Raw genomic sequence first — 19,503 nt, 5'->3', positions numbered from 1 at the left:
TTCCGCGCTCTCCGCGTCTCCGCGTGAGGCCTGCGATCAAATATCCCGATAATTGCCCAGCACGACCCCCCGCCTCTCTACCATCGCGTTCACCTCCAGATCGCACAGCGCCGCCAGCTCCGCCTCGCCGTGGTAGCCCCAGGGGAACGCGCGCGTAAAATCCGGATCGTGATCGGCGGGGTGCGTCATCAACTCGTGCGTGCCGGGGACAAGGCGCTCGATGATCGCGAGCACGCGCGTCCGGTTCATGTCGCCGGACGCGGCGAGACCCCATAAGTGATCCGGATGCGCGAGCCCGCGAAACGCCGGACGCGCGGCACGCGCCGTCGCCGCGATCGCGATCGCCTTCACGTATTCCTCGGCGCTTCGGCTTGGCCCGCCGAGCATCGGCACGCGCATCTTCGCGACGCCGAATTTCTTCGCGACCGCCGCGAACGCCGCGCGCACGCGCGGCAGCACGTGCAGATGCCCGTTGCTGTCCAGGTGCGTGATGTCGATGCCCGCCGCGAGCACGCGTTCGATCTGGGCGGAAAATTCGATCTCGATTTCGCGGCGCGGGATTTTGCCGGAGAGAAGTCGTCGCGCGAATGAGACGTGCGTTGGCGCGAATATTCCGCCGGGCGCGAGGTTCGGCACGTCGTCGATTGGCGCGACGGGCGCAAGCTGCGTAAGCGTCATGTGCACGCCGACGCCAAGCGCGGGCCGATCTTTCGCGATGCACACCGCTTCGTCGAAGTGCGCGCCGCCCGCCATGATCGTCGCCGAGCGCAGGATACCCGCGTCGAACGCCTTCGCGACCGCCTGGTTGACGCCGGCCGCGATGCCGAAGTCGTCCGCGTTGACGATGAGGAGCGTATGCGTCATGACGCGACGCCGAATGGACGGCGTGTGCCCGAAAAATATTGCACCACGGAGAACACAGAGGGCACGGAGTCATGCATGGAAAAAATCTCCGTGTTCTCCGTGTTCTCTGTGGTGAACTCTTTGCGTTTCATCCCTGATCGACCAGATCCGGAAGCTCGTGGCGCGGCCGTCGCACGCCGCGCAGGCCGCGCGTCTTGCGCCGCGCGTTCCAGAACGAGGCCAGTTCGCCGAGCAGCTTCACGATCACCGCCGGCGTCGCGAGCGTGGAGGTGCCGCGCACGCGCGAGCGGTACTGCACGGGTATCTCGCGGATCGCCAGCCCCCGGTCGAGCAGGCGGCACAGGATTTCCGCGTCGATGAACGAGCCGGTCGACGCGATCGGCATCACCGCCGCCAGCGCGTTGCGCGAAAACAGCTTGAAGCTGAAATTCACATCGCGAAACGAAAGCCCGAGCGCCGCGCGCAGGGTCAGGCGATACGCCGTCGTGTAGAGCTTGCGGATCCACCCCTCCTTGTCGCGCGTCGTGCGGTATCCGACAACCGCGTCGTAGCGGATCAACTCCACGATCGCGCGATCCAGGTCATCCCAGCAGATCGGGCAGTCGCCGTCGGTGTAAAACACGTACTCCTTCGTCGCCGCCGCGAAGCCCGCCTTCAGTGCGCCGGCAAAACGCGTGTTCGTATCGAGCGCCACGACGCGCACGCGCGGCTCCCCCGCCGCGATTCGCCGCGCGATCGAAAGCGTGGCGTCGGTGCTTTTGTCGTCCACCGCGACGATCTCGAAATCGTCGAAGCGCCGGCGCAGATAATCGAGCGCGCCATGCAGCGACGGCTCGATGTTCGCCTCCTCGTTGTAATACGGAATCACGACCGACAGGCTTCTCGCGTGCGGTACGGGGATCATCACCATGCGACACCTCCCACACATTTCACCGCGAAGGCGCAAAGAAAATTCATTCTTTGCGTCTTTGCGCGTGCCTTTGCGTCTTTGCGGTAAAACAACATTCCCTCAATCCATAACGGCGTCGAAAACAAGATGCCGCCACGTCGCCTTTTGGGCCGACGCGACAAACGCGATCTCCACGTCCTGCCCGCGCAGCTCGTCCGGGATGCTCGCCTCAAACGGCAGCCACCCGGGCGTGTCGCCCGCGGTCTTTACGAGGATCGGCGTGCCGTTGACGAGGATCGAAAACGTCACCGGCAACTTGTTCTTTTTGAGCGCGAGGTCCGTCAGCGCGACATGGCCATGAATGCGCCGCCGCGCCGTCATCGGGCCGTACACGATGTGGCGCTCTCCCGCGTCGGGCGGATGCAGCCAGATCGCGCGGCGCAATTCGCCGCCCGCCTTTTGCACCGTTCGCGCGGCGGAATCCCACGGCATCGCGCCGCAAACCCATCGCGTGCGCAAAAGTCCCTCGCCGAATGGACCGTGCTCTTCCGCGCGATGCGGGCCTCCGTAGAGGTAGCGATGCGTCTCGTCCGGCCCGTGGCAGGGCGCGTCGCGCCCGCGATCGCGCACGAACACGCGCGCCTCCGACAGATGTTCCTCGAACGCGAACGGCATCTCGGCGATCTTCGCGAGCGTCTCGGGCCCGCGCACGGCGACCGGATCGATCGCGACCGCGAAACGCGACTTTTCCCGCGTTTCGAGAACGAACGTGACGTCCTGCGTCGTGCCCGCCAGGTCCCCCGTATGAACCGACACGTCCTGCCAGCCGGAGAGGTGCTCGACCTTGCGCCTGAAGCGGACCTTCTCGCCGATTTGCACGCGCAGATGCTGGACCTTCAGGCGGCGCGCGCGGGCGGTGAACGTCTTGTCCGCAACGCCGAAGGCAAGCTCGATCGTCTCGCCAAGCAGCACCTTCGGAAACGTGACCGACACCGCGCCGTGCTCGCCGGGCGCGAGTGTCAGCGCCCTTCGGAAGATTCCATGCGAAACGATGCCTTCCGCGCCCACGGCCGCGCCGCCCTCGGCCCAGCGATCGTGAACGACGTAGCCCGCGCCGCCGCCGGGCAGCCAGTCCTCGATCTTCGCCGGCACGTGTTTCATCGACGGCGCCGATCTCCAGCGTTTGATATCGCGCCGCTCGCCGCCTTTCGTTTCGTAGCCCGCGCGCGCGTACAGCAGACCGTCGGCAAGGCGCTCGCGCGCCGCGCTGCTTTGGGCGTACACCACGTTTCGCGCCGCCTCGCGATCCGCCGGGATGGGCCGCTCGGCGTCGTCAAACGTCACCGGGATCGCCTGATACGCCGCGCCTTCGCGGCCGCCAAACGCCAGCCGTAATAAAAGCCCGGTGGAGTATCGATCCGCCCCCGCCATCGCCCGCGGGCGCACGAGCGTGCCGAGCCCGTGCGCGATGACTCCGTCGCGGTACTCCTCGATCTCCTTGGACGCGAAGCCGCCAAGTCCGATCGCGGCGTCCGCGCCAAGATCGATCGCGCGGCGCGCGAGATATTGATCTTCCGGCGTGAACAGCATGTCGAAATCCGGCGGCTGCGGCAGAAGCACCACGAGTCGGCCGTTTTCGCCGGCGACCGTGCGTGCACGCGCCACCGCGCCTTCGAACTCGGCGATCGTCGCGTCGCGCTGGCGCTTGTATTGCGGCTTGTCGGAAAAAACTTGTTGCCGCGAATAAAGAACACCCACCTTCGTACCGGCGACATCGAACACGCGCGCCGCCGCGTCCCGCCACGTCGCGTTCACCGGCACCGCGTCGATGCCGCCGATCGCACTCACGCCCGGGCGCACGCGGCGCGAAATCATCGGCACGGGCGCGAGGGCATCGACCCCGGCTTCCCGCAGGAAATCGATCACCTGGCTGCGGTTGCCGAGCGCGCGATAGAGCGGCCGTCCGACCATGTCCCTGAGCGGTTTGGGAGGCCGAAGCGGCATATACGCGAAGATCGTCATGTCCGCGGCGCCGATGAGATCGGAAAGACCCGCGAACGGATTTTCCGGTTCGGGCGCAAGTTGCCACCCGTAACCGCCCGAACCGACGATGCCGCCGAACAACATCGATGGCGCGCCCAAATCGGTGATGGCGACGGGGTCCGCCGGGTGCGGTTCGAGAATGTGTACCTGAATCCGGAAACGCTGCTTCGTTCCGAACGACCCCGTCACCCGCGCCCGTTTGCGCATGAACCGCCCGACGTTATCGAACGGCCGTCCCGGCCCCTGAACGAGGATCACCCGCCGGCCGCGCGCGAAAACGCGGTCGAGTTGTTCGACAAACGTGAAATCCGTCGTATCCCCTTCATAAAATTCCCGGAACGTCAGATCCCAGTGGTGCGGAAAAACCGCGACGACATCGCCCGCGCGCTGCATCTCGCGCACGTACGCGGCGGCATCGCCCCAGTCGGTGTTCGGCTCGTCGAGCTTTTTCGCGAGCGCCAGCGCGTTCACCGCCAGGATGCCCGCGACGATCGGGACGCCGATGACCCATCGAGGCCGGGCGCGCAAAACCGCCGCGAGAAAAAACGCGAACACGGGCAGCAGGAACAGCACGTACCGCGTGTGCATCGGGTTGGTCTTCGAAAGATGCCACCCGGCAAACAGCGTCGGCCCCGCAAGAAGGACAAGGGCGATCGTCCCGCGCCAACGCAGGGCGATCGCCCCCATCACCATCGCCGCCGCGAGCGCGATCAGCACCCATTCCGGCGCGACCGGGTTTTTCGTGCCGAGAAGGAAATAGTCGGCGCCAAGCTGCTTGAAAAACGCGAGCGGCTCCGCAGACATGCCGCCATAGAGCCCGTGCCGCGCCTCCGAGTAGCGAATGGCTTTTTCCACGCGTAACAGTTGCGGAACGATCGCCAGCATCGCTGCCGCGCCCATCGCGAAAAACCACCAGCGCGGCCGGCGCGAGCGAAAATGCGCCACGAGATCGGCGATGACCACGAGACCGAGCGACCCGGCGAACAGAAGAAAAAAGAAGTGCGTGTAGATGCCCGCGACCGTCGCGGCGAGAAAGCCCAGCAGATCGCGTGCGCGCCGATAGGTGACGTATTGCGCGCCAAACAGCATCGAGACGCACGCGAACATCAGCACCACCGGGTAGGCGCGCGCCAGCCGGGCGTTCTCGAGAACCACCGCGTTGGTGGTGAAGATCAGCGCCGCGGCCAAACCGCCGGCAAGGCCGATGGACTTGCGGCCGAGAAGGAACAGCGCGGCGGCGCCCATCGCAACGAGGATCGCCGACGGGAGGCGCGGATTGGAGATCGGCGTCCCGTGAAAGTGGAGCCAGAATTTCAGGAACTTGTAATAGATCGGCGACTGGTCGATGGGCAGCGCCTTCGGCCAGGTCAGCCGATGGGCGATGTCCAGATCCTGCGACTCCATGAGCGTGGGCTCGCGCCCGGAAAGGTTGGACGCAAAAAACGCGAACGACGCGAGAAAGACGGCGAACGCCAGCGCCGCCGTGCGTCGCGAATCGATGATCCGCGGATCGGATGGCGGGACGTCAGGCGGCATGAATCCGCCGTGCCGCAAGAATCGACATGGTCCCTCCCTCAAACGACGGCGGAACAAACGGTTCCGCTTCCCGGCCCCGCGGCTATATCAGTTGATTACAAACCCGCAACAATGGCGGATGACATCGCAATGACAATCGAATCTCATTTTCAATGCGAACCGCGCGGATTATCCGCCAAGCGTGCCGCGAGATCAATTGAATTTCGCCGTGCCGGATCAATCGGTCTCGACGCCGGGGGTCTTGGCGCCATCCCGCGTCACGCAAGGGCGCGATCTTAATACCGATTATCCGAGATACTCGGACAATCGGCTGACGAACTGACTGCGCGCGAGCGTTTTGTGAAAACCGGCCTCGCGGGCGATCGTCATCATCTCCACGTTCTTGTGCGAACCGAATATCACAAGCTGGGCGCCGCCCGCGCCCGCCGCGATGCGCGCCAGATCCGCGGGAAGATCCTCGGAGCGCACGTCCATATCGACGAGCACGCGCCTGACGCCGCCCTCCGCCAGCCTCTCCAGGAGCTGATCGAGCGTGCCGGCAAACTCGATTGCCGCCGAGCCCGCGGATTCGCGAACCTTGCTTTTGAACATCAGGTCGTTCGACCACATCACGATCATGGCGATTCCTTTCCCTTTTCCGTGCCCGTGCCCGCGCCCGGCCACCTTTGAATACGAACCGCTGAACACGAACCGCGACCGTAAGGGAGCGGGTCTCCCGGATACGAACCGCGACCGTTAGGGAGCGGGTCTCCCGTTCCCGGATACGAACCGCTACCGTAAGGGAGCGGGTCTCCCGTTCCCGGATACGAACCGCGACCGTTAGGGAGCGGGTCGATTCTAGGCCAGGTTGAATTACCACGCGAAATCCCGCGCGCGTCAACGCAACCCTCGACGCGCGCCCGTCTTGGCGCTATAAGCCGCGCGAGATCGAAAGGGTCCGCACATTGTCGGGTGATAATCAAACGCGGGAGCCGGAACCGGGACCTGATCAAGGCGGGCCGGAAGTCCGCGCCCGCCGCCTCCACGAAGCCATCGGACACGCCGCCCATCTCCTGCCCGCTCAGGGCCCCATCTCGATCTTCATTCATCACAATACGCTGCACGCCTTCGAGGATCGCCCGTTCGAAGATGCCGTCGTCGCCGCCGGGCGCCTGTTCGGCTGTGAGCCCTTTCTGCCCGAAGGACACTATCGAAACGAATTCGCCGCCGGCCGCATCCGCGAAATCGACCTGCGCGATGTTCTCGCCCGCGACCTCGGCGACACCGCCGATACCTGTCTTGGCGATTTCATCGCGCGCTTCGATCTGCGTTTCGCCGCGCTCGCGCGCGGCATCGACGCGCCCGCCGAAACCGAACTTCGCTGGCTGATCGAGGAAACGGCGCTGCTTCGCCGCTTCCGCGACGACGCCCCGCACGAGGCGCGTGGGCGCGTCATCGACGCGCATCGCGGCGCCGCGCGCGCCCTGTCGCGCGGCGACGAACCCGCCGCCCTTCGCGCCCTCTGGAGCGCTTGCGTCCACGCCGCCGAACGCGCGACGGACGGATATGATGCCTCGGCGAATTTGCGTTCCACTCAATCCTCAATCCTCAATCCTCAATCCTCAATCCTCAATCCTCAATCCTCGTCACCGCGTCACCGCGACGCGCTGCTTGTGCTGACCGGCCGCGACGCGGACGCCCTCGCGCATCCGATACTCATCCGCGTTTGCGCCGCGTTCCTGGATCAAGGCATCGCCTATTGGCCCATGCCCGATCGCGACGCGGGCCTGTACGCGGGCACGCGCGATCTCTATGGCCGCGAGCCCGATCGCGGACCGGGCTTTCCCGCGGAGTTTGCCCGCCTGCTTGCGTTCGATCGCGAGGCCGGGCGATCCGCCGAGGCATCCGCCGTGCATTCGCTTTCGGTGCTTGGTGTCGGCGCGGACGAATGGGATGCGTTTGTCGCCGCTTCGCTTCTGGCGCTGCGCGGATGGGCCGGCATGATCCGTCAGGTCGAGGAGCGCCCGGATCGCGTTCCGTCCTTCGCGCCGCCCGCGAGGCTCGTCGATTTCCTCGCGCTCCGGCTTCTGGCCGATCGCGCGGCCTGCGCGCACGTGCTGCTGGAAGAGCGATTCGACCTGCCGCTCGCCGATCTGCGCGACGCCGCCGGCGCGATTCCGGCGGACGATGCGCCCCGGGACGCCGCAAGCCCGCCGATTCGCGATGCGTACGTGCTTTATCAGGTCGCGCAACTCGCCGGCCGATCCGCGCGCGAGGTCGGCGCGCTCGACGCCAGGGCGGTCCGCGACGTGCTCGACGACATCGAGGCGTTCGGCGACATCGAGCGCCGCCGGCTCTGGCATCTCGCGTACGAGCGGCGGCATCGGATCGGCATCCTCGACGCGCTCGCCGCGCACCACGATCGCGCGCCGCGAATCCAGGCGGACCCCCCGCGTTTTCAGGCGATGTTCTGCATCGACGAGCGCGAGGAATCGATCCGCCGTCATCTCGAGGAGGTCGAGCCCGCGTGCGAGACCTTCGGCTACGCCGGTTTTTTCGGCGTCGCCATGTATTACCGCGGCGCATCGGACGCGCACCCGCGCCCGTTATGCCCCGTCGTCATCCGTCCCGCGCACGAAGTGACCGAACGCATCCTCGAGACGCACGAAACCGAGGCTCGCGTGCGCCGCGCGCTACTTCGCCGCATCGGCCGCATGCGCCGCTCCTACGACGTAGGCAGCCGAACCTTCACGCGCGGCGCCGTCCTCACCGCGATGCTCGGCGCGCTTGCCGCGTTTCCGCTGATTGCCCGCGTTCTGTTTCCGCGCACCGCCGCCCGCGTGCGCCATCGGATCGGCCGCCTGACGCGGCTTCCCGCGCGCACGCAACTGTCCGTCGAGCGCGACGAAAACGCGGCGCCCATGCTCGGCGAACGCGCGGGCTACGATATCGCCGAGATGGCGTCGATTGTCGCGGCCGTGCTTCGGGAAACAGGGCTTGCCGCGCGGCTTTCGCGCCTCGTCGTCATCGTCGGACATGGATCGTCGAGTCTGAACAACCCCCACGAGTCGGCGCACGATTGCGGCGCGTGCGGTGGCGGGCGCGGCGGCCCGAACGCGCGCGCGTTCGCGCTGATGGCCAACAACCCGGCCGTCCGCGAGGAGCTGGCCCGGCGTGGCGTTTCAATTCCGCCGGCGGCGCGATTTGTCGGCGCGGAGCACAACAGTTGCAACGACGCCGTGAGCTTTTTCGACGACGAAGTCCCCACGACGCACCGCGCCGATTTCGAGGCCGTGCGCGTCGCGTTCGATGCGGCCCGCGAGCGAAACGCGCACGAGCGCTGCCGGCGCTTCGATCACGCGGGCGACGCGATTTCGCCCGCGATGGCGCTTGAGCACGTGGAAATGCGCACGGAGGATCTCGCGCAGCCGCGCCCGGAGTACGGCCACGCCACGAACGCGGTGTGCGTCGTCGGCCGGCGCGAAAGGACGCGCGGGCTGTTCCTTGATCGCCGCGCCTTTCTCGTTTCGTATGATCCGTCCACGGACGGCGCCGACGGGGCGATCCTCGAGCGCGTGCTCGCGGCGGTCGTGCCGGTGTGCGCGGGCATCAGCCTTGAATACTACTTTTCGTTCGTCGATCCGATTGGCTACGGCTGCGGAACGAAGCTGCCGCATAACATCAGCGCGATGCTCGGCGTCATGGACGGGCACGCGAGCGACCTGCGCACGGGCCTGCCCTGGCAGATGGTCGAAATCCACGAGCCCGTCCGCCTTGTCATTGTCGTCGAGACGGATCCGGATACGCTTCTGGCGGTGCTTGCGCGCCTGCCCGCGATCGACCGCCTCGTGCGTCATCGCTGGATCACGCTCGCGACGCTCGCGCCCGGCGGCGTGGACATCCGTCTCTTCGAAGCCGCGAGCGGAGCCTTCGTGCCGCACGAGATCGAATCGGACGAACTGCCGATCGTCGCGTCATCGGCGCGCTGGTACGCCGGCCGGCGCGACCCCATCGCCTGCGCGACGATCGCGCCCGCGGGAGGCGCACGATGAGCGCCGGCGCGGAATGGGGCATCACCGAGAGCCTGGCCCTCGCCGCCGCGGCCGCGCCGCCCGCGCTCTTCCTCGTGCTCGGCGGCGCGGGGTTCTTGCGCCGCCCGTTTGGCGAAACCGCCGTCGGGCGAATGACGCGCGGGACGTTCGTCTTCGCGTTTTTATGCCACGCGCTCGTCGCGGGGATGATGATCGCCGGCGGCCGGACCCTTGTCGCGCTGCGCCTGCCCGATTGGTTTCACGTCGGCGATTACCGCTTCGAGATCGAATTCATCTTCGATCGTCTCTCCGTCCCGTTCGCGCTGTTTTCGACCGCGCTGCTCGGCGTCGTCGGCGCGTTCGCGCATCGTTACGTGCACAAGGAGCGCGGCTACAACCGCTTCTTCACCCTGCTCGCCCTGTTCGCGACCGGCATGAACCTCATCGTTCTCGCGGGCGGCGTCGAGTTGGCGTTCGCGGGATGGGAGCTTGTCGGTCTGTCCGCCGGCCTGCTCGTCGCGTTCTTCCACGACCGGCGCGCGGCGGTCGAAAATGGCTTCCGCGCGCTTGTCGTCTATCGCGTTTGCGACGCGGGCTTCCTTGTCGCGGCCATCTTGTTGCGCACCTGGACGGGCTCCGGCGAATACGGACACATCTTCGGTGACGCGCCCTGGCCCGGCGCCGGCGCGGCGCTGACCGGCACGCAGGCGACGATCGTCATGTTGCTTGTCGTCGTCGCGGTGATGGGCAAATGCGCGCAGGTGCCGTTTTCCGGCTGGCTGCCGCGCGCGATGGAAGGCCCCACGCCCTCCAGCGCCATTTTCTACGGCGCGCTCTCGGTCCACGCGGGCGTGTATCTGCTTTTGCGTTTCGCGCCGCTGTTAGAGGAAACGGCCGTCGCGGCGGCGGTCATCGTCGTCATGGCGCTCGTCACCTCGCTGGTCGCGACGACCGTCGGCCGCGTTCAGACGGACATCAAGACCGCCCTTGCTTTCGCCACGCTGACGCAGGTGAGCCTCATCCTCGTCGAGGTCGGGCTCGGCCTGTATTGGCTCGCCATCTTGCACACCGTCGGGCATGCGTGCGTTCGTTCGCTCCAGTTTCTCCGCGCACCGAGCCTGCTGCACGATTTTCATAACGTCGAAAACGCCGTTGGCGGCCATCTGGCCCACACCGGGCTGCATTACGAGCGCCTGCTGTCCGCGTCCGTGCGCCGGCGGTTGTATCGCTTCGCGCTCGAGCGCGCGCATCTGGACGATTTCCTCGACCGCTTCGTCGTGCGTCCGTTCGTCGGAACGTTTCGCGCATTCGACCGGTTCGAGAAGAATTTCGCGATATCGCTCGACGGCGCGGCGCGAAAATCCGCCCCGCGCCCGCCCTCCGGGGGCGCGCGATGACGTTTTTTGTCCCGTGGATCGCGATCATGGTCCTCGCGCCCGTCGCGGGCGCGATCGTCGCGCGCGCGATTCCCGCGCGGCAGCGCCGCGTCGTGCTTGTCGTGAACCTGCTCGTTCTCGCGGCGTCGGCCGGCGCGCTCATCGAACGCGGTGCGCGCGGCGCGAGGGGTGCGTGGCTTGATCCGCTCGATCCCGGCCCGATGTTCGGTGCGCGGGCGGTGTTCGTCCTGGACGAACTCAACGCGACGCTGTTCGTTTTCGCCGCAACGGTGGCGCTGTTTGTCGCGGTTGTCGCGCCGATGCGCAAATGGAGCGAGGGCAGCGCCGCGCGGATGATGCTGGCCGAGGCGTTCATCGCCGGCGGTTTCGCCTCCGCGACCGACATCGGCCTGGCCGCGTTTTTCGTGCTTTCGTTTCTTCCGCTCGATCTCGAGCTTGGCGCGTTTCCGAACGCCGCGCGCGTGCGCCCGAGCTTTCGCATCAACGCCCTTATCGCCGCGTCGCTGTTTGTCGCGGGCGTCGCGCTTGCGCGCTCGGCGTCGGCGTTCGGCGCGGGGCTCATCCTCGCCGCCGCGATGGTGCGCCAGGGCGTGGCGCCGTTTCAGTCCTGGCTGCCGCATCTATTCGCGCGGGCCCCCCTCCCGGCCGTTTTGATGTTCGCCGTGCCGCAGTGGGGGACTTTCGCCGCGCTTCGCCTCGTGGTCCCCGCGGCGCCCGTCGTCATGGGATCCGTGCTCGCCGTCGCGACGGCCGCGACGTGCGTTTACGGCGCGGGCATCGCGCTTGTGCAGACTGACGCGCGCCGCGCGTTCGGGTGGTTGTTCGTAAGCGAAACGGCGATCGTCTTCGCGTCGCTCGCCGGCGCATCGGAGACCGGCCTCGCCGGCGGTCTTCTCCTTTTCCTTTCAAGCGGCCTGGCGCTCGCCGGTCTTGGCATGACGCTCGCCGCCCTGGAGGCGCGCCGCGGCCGCGTCACCCTTGCGCGCTACAGCGGCGGATACGAGAACACGCCACGCCTGGCGGCGGGCTTCCTTTTGCTCGGCCTGTGTTCCGTCGGCTTTCCAGGCACGCTCGGATTTGTCGGTACCGAGCTGCTCGTCGCGGACGCCGTCACGACGCGCCCCGGCCTTGGCATGGCGATCGTCGTCGCGACGGTGTTGAACGGTCTGGCCGTCGTGCGGATGTATTTTCGCCTGTTCTGCGGCGAACGCGTGCCGGTCAATCCGCGGCTCGCATTGCGCCGGCGCGAGGACCTGGGTTTCATGGCCCTTGTCTTCGCACTTGCGCTTCTTGGACTGTGGCCGCAGCCGATTCTCGCTTCGCGCGTGAAGGCCGCGCACGTTGTCCGGTCGCCGGACGATCCGGCGCCGGCGTTTCGATTGTCGTCCCTGGGCGAGCGCGCACCCCGCCGTCGTGCCGGTCCGGTTCGAGCTGCCAACCCTGACGTGCTGACAAATTGGCGGAGCACGCCCCAACAGCCTGAATAGACTCAGCAATTCGCATTTCGACCGTGCATGAGCCTGACAATCTGGCAGGCACGCTTGCAGCACCAAAATTCCCGGCAATTCAAAAATAAGCAACAAAATCAGTCGCTTGCATCCGTGCATCGAACCTGGCACGCGTGTTGCTTTTTCAACAGAGCGAATCGAACAGCAACGCGCGCCGGTCGCGCGGACGGGGGCCGCTTCCCCGTCCAAGGAGGTACACCCATGTTTTCGACGCTGGTTTTGATTGGAGTTCCCGTTCTTTTTCTGATTGTCGGGACCTTGGCCGCGCTTTCGTTCGCGCGTTCGCCCGGCGAGGAGACTGTCCAGGCGGACGTCGTCCGCGAGCGCATCCTTCTGGCCGTGCAGCCGAACTCGTCGCTGTTCGCGCCAAGCGGAAATGCGGGTCGCGAGATCCGCGAACTCTCGCTCGAGGAACTGGTCGCCGCGGTCGAGGAGCACGTGCGTCAGGAGCGCCAGGCGGCGCAGGAATTTTCGCGTAACCCGTCCATGCGGACGCTGTGGCTCAACTGAGCAGGGAGGCGCCCATGACCGCGACGATCAACGACCTGCGCGTCATCGAGCTGTTCGCCGGCATCTCCGACGACGACCTCGAGGTCGTCCGAAAGATCGCGCTCGTTCGCCAATACACCGCCGGCGAGCGCGTGTTCAGCCTGGGCGACGACGCGCGCACGTTGCTTGTCGTCACCGCGGGCACGATCGCGCTGACGATACCGATCATGCTCAAGGACGCGCTCGACGATATCGCCCTCGAGGAAAAAGGCCCGGGCTCGGTGATCGCGTGGTCGGCTCTCGTGCCGCCTCACAAGTTCACGCTCGGCGCCACGTCGAAAACGGCCGCCGAGCTTCACTGCTTTGACCGCGAGGCGATCGAGCGGCTGTTTGCCGAGCGCCCGCATCTGCACCCCGTCATCATCGGCAACCTCAACCGCGTGATCGCAAGCCGCGTCACGCTGCTCGAGGCGCTGGTGGCCCGCAATCTCCAGCGATGGGTGGCGGAGAGGTACCAATGACGCGGCCGGCGCCATCGAAATTACCCGGCGCGGTATCCCTGGCGATCGGCGCGCTCGCGCTTATCGCCTTTGCGGCGGCCGGCGCGGCCCGCTCCGCTCCGGCCGGCGAGGCATCCGTTCACGACTCGAACCCAAAAAGCGCGGCGGCGACCGCGGAACTCGACGAAACCCACGATCCTCCAGCGTCGGAAGACGAGTTCCCGGTGCCCCCGCCGCCGTTCACCGAGGGCTATTTCCCGTGCACGGAATGCCACGCGGACATGGAAACAAACAGGGAGCGCCGCGAACTGACCGAGATGCACGAGGACATCGAGCTCAACCACGGCCCGCGCGATCGCTGGTGCTTTGACTGCCACGACCCCGACAACCGCGACGTGCTGCGCCTGGCCGGCGGCCGCGAGGTGCCGTTCACGGAATCGTATCGGCTCTGCGGACAGTGCCACGGCGAAAAGTTGCGCGACTGGAAGGTCGGCGTTCACGGCAAACGCACCGGCGAATGGAACGGCAAGCGCCAGTACCTGCTTTGCGCGCATTGCCACAACCCTCATACGCCGCATTTCGCGCCGATCGAGCCCCTGTCCGCGCCGGCCCGGCCGGGAGATATCCGATGACGGCGAAAGCGCAAGTCACGATCAGCGACAATCGCGAAACCGGTCTCTCGCGCCGCGGTTTCGTCAAGGGCGCGCTCGCCGCCGCGGCGACCGGCCTTCTCGCCTCGTGCAGCCCGGCCGCGCGCGAGGCCTTTTTTCAACGGCACTTCCGCGAACTGACGCAAGACGACAAGGAACGGATCCTCGACCGCTTGGAGGCGGAATACGGCCGCAAGTACGGCGGCGAGTTCACAGTCGACGCCGCCCCCGCTGCCGAGGGAGTGCAGTTCGCCTACGCGCTCGATCTGTCGCGCTGCGTCGGCTGCCGCCGCTGCGTGCACGCGTGTGTGAAGGAGAATAACCAGTCGCGCGATCCGGAAATGCACTGGATCACCGTGCTGCAAATGGACAAGGAAAAGGGCATCGACCTCTCCCACGCGACGGCTTACTACAATCCGAAGCAGGTTCCCGAAGAGGGCCATTTCTACGTGCCCGTTGCCTGCCAGCAGTGCCGGCGGCCTCAGTGCGTCACGGTCTGCCCGGTCGGCGCGACGTGGCAGGAGCCCGACGGCATTGTCGTCATCGACTACAACTGGTGCATCGGCTGCCGCCTGTGCATGGCCGCCTGCCCCTACGGCGCGCGCCATTTCAACTGGGCGGAACCGAATATCCCGGATGACGAGGTCAACCGCGACACGCATTACCTCGGCAACCGCCCGCGCTACAAAGGCGTCGTCGAGAAGTGCACCTTCTGCATCCAGCGCACGCGCAACGGCCGATACCCGGCGTGCGTCGAGGCGTGCCCGGTCGGCGCGCGCAAGTTCGGAAATATCCTCGATAAGGACAGCGAGATCCGCTACGTCATCGAGAACAAGCGCGTGTTCATCCTGAAGGAAGAAATCAATACGCAGCCGAAGTTCTACTACTTCTACGGCGTGTGAGAGGGCTCATGCATTTTCTGGAATTCGTCAAGGGAAGCTTCCGGATCTGGACAAGCGGCGGCAAGGGTTACTGGTCGTGGCTTGCGTTTCTCGGCATGTGCGTCATGGTGGGCGCGTTCGGATACGCCGAGCAGCTCCAGCGCGGCCTGGTCACCACGTCGATGCGCGACCCGGTGAGCTGGGGCTTTTACATCGGCAACTTCACGTTCCTCGTCGGCGTCGCCGCCGCGGCCGTAGTGCTTGTCATCCCCGCCTACATCTATCACTGGAAGCCCATCAAGGAGATCGTGATCATCGGCGAGCTGCTCGCGGTGAGCGCGGTCATCATGTGCCTGCTCTTCGTGGCGGTGGATATCGGCCGGCCCGACCGCTTCTGGCATCTCATCCCCGGCATCGGGCACCTGAACTTCCCATCGTCGATCCTCGCGTGGGACGTGCTGGTGCTGAACGGCTACGCCGTGCTGAACCTCGTTGTCGTGACGTATCTGCTCTATTGCGCGTTCGTGAAACGCGAAGCGTCGGCGAGCTTCGTCACGCCGCTCATCCTGATGTCGATTCCGTTCGCGGTCAGCATCCACACGGTGACGGCGTTCGTGTACAACGGTCTGCCCGCGCGCCCGTTCTGGAACAGCGCGATCCTGGCGCCGCGCTTTCTCGCTTCGGCGTTTTGCTCCGGGCCCGCGATCATCCTGGTGCTGTTGCAGCTTCTCAAAAAATACACGCGCCTGGAGATCAAGAACGAGGCGATCTGGAAGATCGCGGAGTTGATGGCCTACGCGATGTTCATCAACCTGTTCCTGCTCGGCGCGGAGATCTTCCGGGAATATTACTCCGGAACGCACCACCTGCTGTTTTTCGAATATCTGTTCACGGGAATCGACGGCAAGACGGCGCTCGTTCCGTACGCCTGGTTCTCCGTATTCGCGAGCGTCGCGGCGTTCCTCATCTTCCTCATCCCCGCGACGCGCAAAAACCCGGTGACGCTGAACCTCGGCGCGCTTCTCATCTACGCCGGCGTGTACATCGAAAAGGGTATCGCGCTTGTCATTCCCGGCTTCACGCCGTCCACGCTCGGCGAGATCTACGAATATTCCCCAAGCCCCGTGGAGATCAAGGTCGCCGTCGGCGTGTTCGGTATCGGCTTTCTGATCTTCACGCTGATGCTGAAGGTGGCCCTGCCGCTGATGCTCGGCGAGTTCGATATCGACCAGCCCGTGCCCGCGCGTGCGCGCGATCGGGCGAAGCCGGCGCCGGCGGCGGCGGGATAGAGGCCGCGCGCGCCTATCACGCGCCTGTCACGCCCGGCGCGCGGCGGGGCGGTTCGTGCTACGATGAGCGTGCCCCTAAAGGAAGTTTCGCGTGGCGTTTGCCCGGATCGATCGACTCAGCCTGCGCTTTTTTTTGAGCGTGGCGATCCTGATTCTCTGCAGTCAGGCTGCGGGCTTTTTCGTCATGTACCAGTACGCGGAAAACCGCATGGTCGAGGCCAGCCGCCAGCAGGCGGCGCTCGCCACGCGCCTTGTCCACCTGGCGCTCGAAGACGGCATGACGCAAAAGGACGACCACCTCGTCCGCCGCATGGTGAAGGCGTTCGGCGGCGCCGGCGATCTGCAGCGCGTGATGATCATCGACCGCGAGGGCGAGGTGCGCTTTTCCAGCGACCCGTCCGTCGAGGCGCGTCACTTCGAGCAGAACTCGGCGACGTGCCTGGTCTGCCACCAGAATCCCGCCGAGTCGCGCGAACGCAGTGCGATGCTCGAGATCGAGGGCGGCCGCACGCTGCGCGTCGTCGATCCGGTGCCGAACCGCGTGGCCTGCTACGGATGCCACGACGAGAGCCACCGCATCAACGGCCTCGTCGTCGTGGACGTGCCGCTCGAAGGCGCGCTCGACGATCTTCGCCAGGCGATGGGGCCGCTGGCCGCCGCGTCAAGCGCCATCGGGCTCTCGCTGCTGGCCGGTACGGGCCTCGTCTTCCGGCGCTTGCTGGTGCGCCGGCTGCGCCGGTTCGAAAAGACCGCGCGCGCCATCGCGAAAGGCGATTTTTCAAGCCGCGTACCGGTGGTCCAAAGCGACGACGCACTCACCCGCGTAGAGACGCAGTTCAATTCCATGGCTGACGCGGTCGCGGCGCTGCTCGGCCGCGTGCGCGAGCAGCGCGCCGACCTGGAGCGCGTCATGAACTCCGTGGACGACGGCATGGTGGTGCTGGACCGCGAACGCACGGTCGTCGCCGCGAACGAGGCGTTCGCGCGCCGCTTCCCGATCGGCGACGCGACGCTCATCGGCGTGCGTTGCTGCGGCGATCGCGAACGCGGGGGCCTGGGCTGCCACGACGACGGCTTCTGCCCGACGTTGCATTGCTTCGGCGCGGGCCACGTTCAAACCGCCATCAAACGCCGCGTGCAACCGGACGGAAGCGTGCGTCATGAGGAGGTGCGCGCATCTCCGGTGTTCGGCGAGGACGGGCAGGTGAGCCACGTCGTCGAGGTGTGGCGTGACATCACGGATCGGCGCAGCGAGGAGGCCAAGCTGGCCGACACCGAGCGCATGGTGTCGCTTGGCATGCTGGCCTCCGGATTCTCGCACGAGGTCAACACGCCGCTCGGGTCGATCGGCATGTGCCTGGATGGCATCGGCCGCGTGGCCTCGACGAACTCCGAACTCGACGACGGCGTGCGCGCGCAGATCGCGGAGTACGTCGGCGTGGCCAGCAAGCAGGTGCGGCGCGCGGGCGCGATCACCGAGCAGTTCCTTCGCCTGGCGCGGGGGCAGTCGCTTTCGGCCTCGTCGGTCGATCCGGTGGCGTGCGCGGATTCGGTGGCCGCGCTTTGCCGCCAAAAGACGCGTGCGGCGGGCGTGGAGCTTAAGGTGGTCGAGCCGGCCGCTCGACCGTCGGTGGTGGCCGACGAGTCCGCCGTGCAGCAGGTTTTCCTGAATCTCATCCTCAACGCGATCGACGCCTGCGAGTCCGGGCACCATATCGCGGTAACGTTCGCCGTCGAGCCCGGCCGCTTGCTTGCGCGCGTCGCCGACGACGGGCGCGGCATCGCGCCCGGGGACCTTCCGCGCGTGTTCGAGCCGTTCTTTTCGCGGCGCGCCGCCGGCACCGGGCTTGGGCTTTTCGTCTCGCTCAATCTCGCGCATAGCTGGAACGGAGACATCACTCTCGAGAGCGCGCCCGGCGAGGGCACGACTTTCACCGTTCATTTCCCGATCCCGACAAACGGAGACGCATGAATCCCGCCCGCGTGCTCGTCGTTGACGACGACGATACCTTTCGTGGACTGACCATCGCGGAGTTGCGCTCGCGCGGTTTCGCGCCGACGCCCGCGGCCGGGGTGCAAGCCGCCAAGATGGAACTGGCGCGCGGCGAACACGACCTCGTGCTGCTCGATCTGCGCCTTGGCGACGGCAGCGGGCTCGACGTGCTGCGTCACGCGCGTGAGCACGCGCCGTCGGTCGAGGTCATCGTGCTCTCCGGCCAGGGCGACATCGAAACCGCCATCGAGGCGATGCGCCTTGGCGCGTTCGACTACCTGCGCAAGCCGTGCCCCACGGACGAGCTCGAGGTCACGCTGCAAAAGGCGCGCGAGCGGCAGCTGCTCATCGAACGCAACGAAATCCTCTCCGGCGGATTCGCGCCGCCGGACCTGGCGGGAGAGTTTGTCGGCAAGAGCGAGCCGTTTCGCAGGGTGATCGAGATGATCGACCGCGTCGCGACGACCGACTCTTCGGTGCTGATCCTCGGCGAGACGGGCGTCGGCAAGGACGTCGTCGCCAAGCTCATCCACGCGCGAAGCAAGCGGCGCGCGAGCCCGTTTGTCGTCGTGGAGTGCGCGGCGCTGCACGGCGATCTTCTGCACAACGAACTGTTCGGCCACGAGAAGGGCGCGTATACCGGCGCGACCGCGGCCAAGCACGGCCTGTTCGAGGTGGCCGACAAGGGCACGATTTTCCTCGACGAAATCGGGGACGTAAACCTGGAAACGCAGGTCAAAATGCTGCGCGTGCTGGAGACCGGGCGCTTCCGGCACGTGGGCGGCACGCGCGAGATCGCGGTCGACACGCGCGTCGTCGCGGCGACCAATCGCGACCTCGCCGACATGATGGAGAAGGGCTATTTCCGCAAGGATCTTTACTTTCGTCTGTCCACGATCCGCGTCGACGTTCCGCCGCTGCGCGAGCGCCCCGCGGACATCCCGGTGCTCGTCGAGCATTTCCTTTCGCGCGCCAACGAGCGCTTCGGGCAGCGGCGCCGATTTTCCGCGGGCGCGATGGCGCGCCTTTCCGCCTATCGCTGGCCGGGCAACGTGCGCGAGCTGCTGCACGTGGTGGAACGCTCGGTAATCCTCGCGACGGGCGAGACGATCGACGAGTCGATGTTGCCTTCGGAGATTCGCGAATCGGACGACGCGGGCGGCCCCTTCGCCACGCTCGAAACGGTGGAGCGCCGGCACATCCGCCGCGTGCTGTCGGCGGTCGAAGGCAACCGCGCCCGCGCCGCCGCGATGCTCGGCATCAGCGAACGCACCCTCTACCGCCGCATCAAGGAACTCGGACTGGACGAAAAGCCGGACGTGCGGCCCTGAGCGAGCGGGTACGCACTATCCCGTCATCAACACCAGAACCGCGATGCCGACAAACGTCGCGATCTCGAGAATTACCCAGCCGGCGAAATAAAAGCGGTCATCCAAACGCATCGCCTTCCCCGT

Annotated in this window: 14 protein-coding genes; 10 read left to right on the top strand and 4 right to left on the bottom strand. The window is 66.4% G+C overall.

Annotation, left to right across the window (positions count from 1 at the left end; translation table 11 throughout):
- Positions 1-36: 36 nt before the first annotated feature.
- The 4 genes from K8I61_10215 to K8I61_10200 all read right to left on the bottom strand — a co-directional run bounded on the left by K8I61_10215 (position 37) and on the right by K8I61_10200 (position 5,950).
- On the bottom strand, positions 37-864 hold the full coding sequence (locus K8I61_10215) for a ChbG/HpnK family deacetylase (GenBank protein ID MBZ0272401.1): 828 nt from the start codon (positions 862-864) through the stop codon (positions 37-39).
- A gap of 127 nt (positions 865-991) precedes the next feature.
- Positions 992-1,774 (bottom strand): glycosyltransferase family 2 protein, encoded by a 783-nt coding sequence (locus K8I61_10210; protein MBZ0272400.1) that lies wholly within the window; start codon positions 1,772-1,774, stop codon positions 992-994.
- 99 nt (positions 1,775-1,873) lie between these two features.
- Positions 1,874-5,332 carry a glycosyltransferase family 39 protein gene (locus tag K8I61_10205; GenBank protein ID MBZ0272399.1) on the bottom strand — a complete coding sequence of 1,153 codons (3,459 nt, stop codon included), beginning with the start codon at positions 5,330-5,332 and terminating at the stop codon, positions 1,874-1,876.
- 285 nt (positions 5,333-5,617) lie between these two features.
- Entirely contained in the window at positions 5,618-5,950 is a 333-nt protein-coding gene (locus K8I61_10200; protein MBZ0272398.1) for a hypothetical protein, read from the bottom strand.
- 326 nt (positions 5,951-6,276) lie between these two features.
- On the opposite strand from K8I61_10200, the gene K8I61_10195 reads away from it, so the two are divergent.
- From K8I61_10195 to K8I61_10150, 10 genes are all read left to right on the top strand, one after another.
- The gene (locus tag K8I61_10195; protein ID MBZ0272397.1) at positions 6,277-9,363 is read left to right on the top strand and encodes a DUF2309 domain-containing protein; all 3,087 of its coding nucleotides are present in this window, start codon (positions 6,277-6,279) and stop codon (positions 9,361-9,363) included.
- Positions 9,360-10,739 (top strand): oxidoreductase, encoded by a 1,380-nt coding sequence (locus K8I61_10190; GenBank protein MBZ0272396.1) that lies wholly within the window; start codon positions 9,360-9,362, stop codon positions 10,737-10,739. Before K8I61_10195 ends, K8I61_10190 begins: the two co-directional genes overlap by 4 nt.
- The gene (locus K8I61_10185; GenBank protein ID MBZ0272395.1) at positions 10,736-12,226 is read left to right on the top strand and encodes a hypothetical protein; all 1,491 of its coding nucleotides are present in this window, start codon (positions 10,736-10,738) and stop codon (positions 12,224-12,226) included. The genes K8I61_10190 and K8I61_10185 overlap by 4 nt, the downstream gene beginning before the upstream one ends.
- Positions 12,227-12,448: 222 nt before the next feature.
- Complete coding sequence (locus K8I61_10180) at positions 12,449-12,757, top strand: hypothetical protein (GenBank protein ID MBZ0272394.1); 309 nt, start codon at positions 12,449-12,451, stop codon at positions 12,755-12,757.
- Between the two features lie 14 nt (positions 12,758-12,771).
- Positions 12,772-13,257 carry a cyclic nucleotide-binding domain-containing protein gene (locus K8I61_10175; protein MBZ0272393.1) on the top strand — a complete coding sequence of 162 codons (486 nt, stop codon included), beginning with the start codon at positions 12,772-12,774 and terminating at the stop codon, positions 13,255-13,257.
- A complete protein-coding gene (locus K8I61_10170) occupies positions 13,254-13,868 on the top strand; it encodes a hypothetical protein (GenBank protein ID MBZ0272392.1) in 615 nt (204 codons plus the stop codon). Before K8I61_10175 ends, K8I61_10170 begins: the two co-directional genes overlap by 4 nt.
- On the top strand, positions 13,865-14,788 hold the full coding sequence (locus K8I61_10165; GenBank protein MBZ0272391.1) for a 4Fe-4S dicluster domain-containing protein: 924 nt from the start codon (positions 13,865-13,867) through the stop codon (positions 14,786-14,788). The genes K8I61_10170 and K8I61_10165 overlap by 4 nt, the downstream gene beginning before the upstream one ends.
- Positions 14,789-14,796: 8 nt before the next feature.
- Positions 14,797-16,056, top strand: a complete 1,260-nt coding sequence (nrfD, locus tag K8I61_10160; GenBank protein ID MBZ0272390.1) for a polysulfide reductase NrfD — start codon at positions 14,797-14,799, stop codon at positions 16,054-16,056.
- A gap of 91 nt (positions 16,057-16,147) precedes the next feature.
- Entirely contained in the window at positions 16,148-18,028 is a 1,881-nt protein-coding gene (locus tag K8I61_10155) for a PAS domain-containing protein (GenBank protein MBZ0272389.1), read from the top strand.
- The gene (locus K8I61_10150; protein MBZ0272388.1) at positions 18,025-19,380 is read left to right on the top strand and encodes a sigma-54 dependent transcriptional regulator; all 1,356 of its coding nucleotides are present in this window, start codon (positions 18,025-18,027) and stop codon (positions 19,378-19,380) included. Before K8I61_10155 ends, K8I61_10150 begins: the two co-directional genes overlap by 4 nt.
- The last annotated feature ends 123 nt before the right edge of the window (positions 19,381-19,503 follow it).

The organism is bacterium, assembly GCA_019912885.1.
GTDB lineage: Bacteria > Lernaellota > Lernaellaia > JACKCT01 > JACKCT01 > JAIOHV01.
The sequence above is the reverse complement of the archived record's forward strand: the minus strand, read 5'-3'. Positions and strand labels throughout refer to the sequence as shown.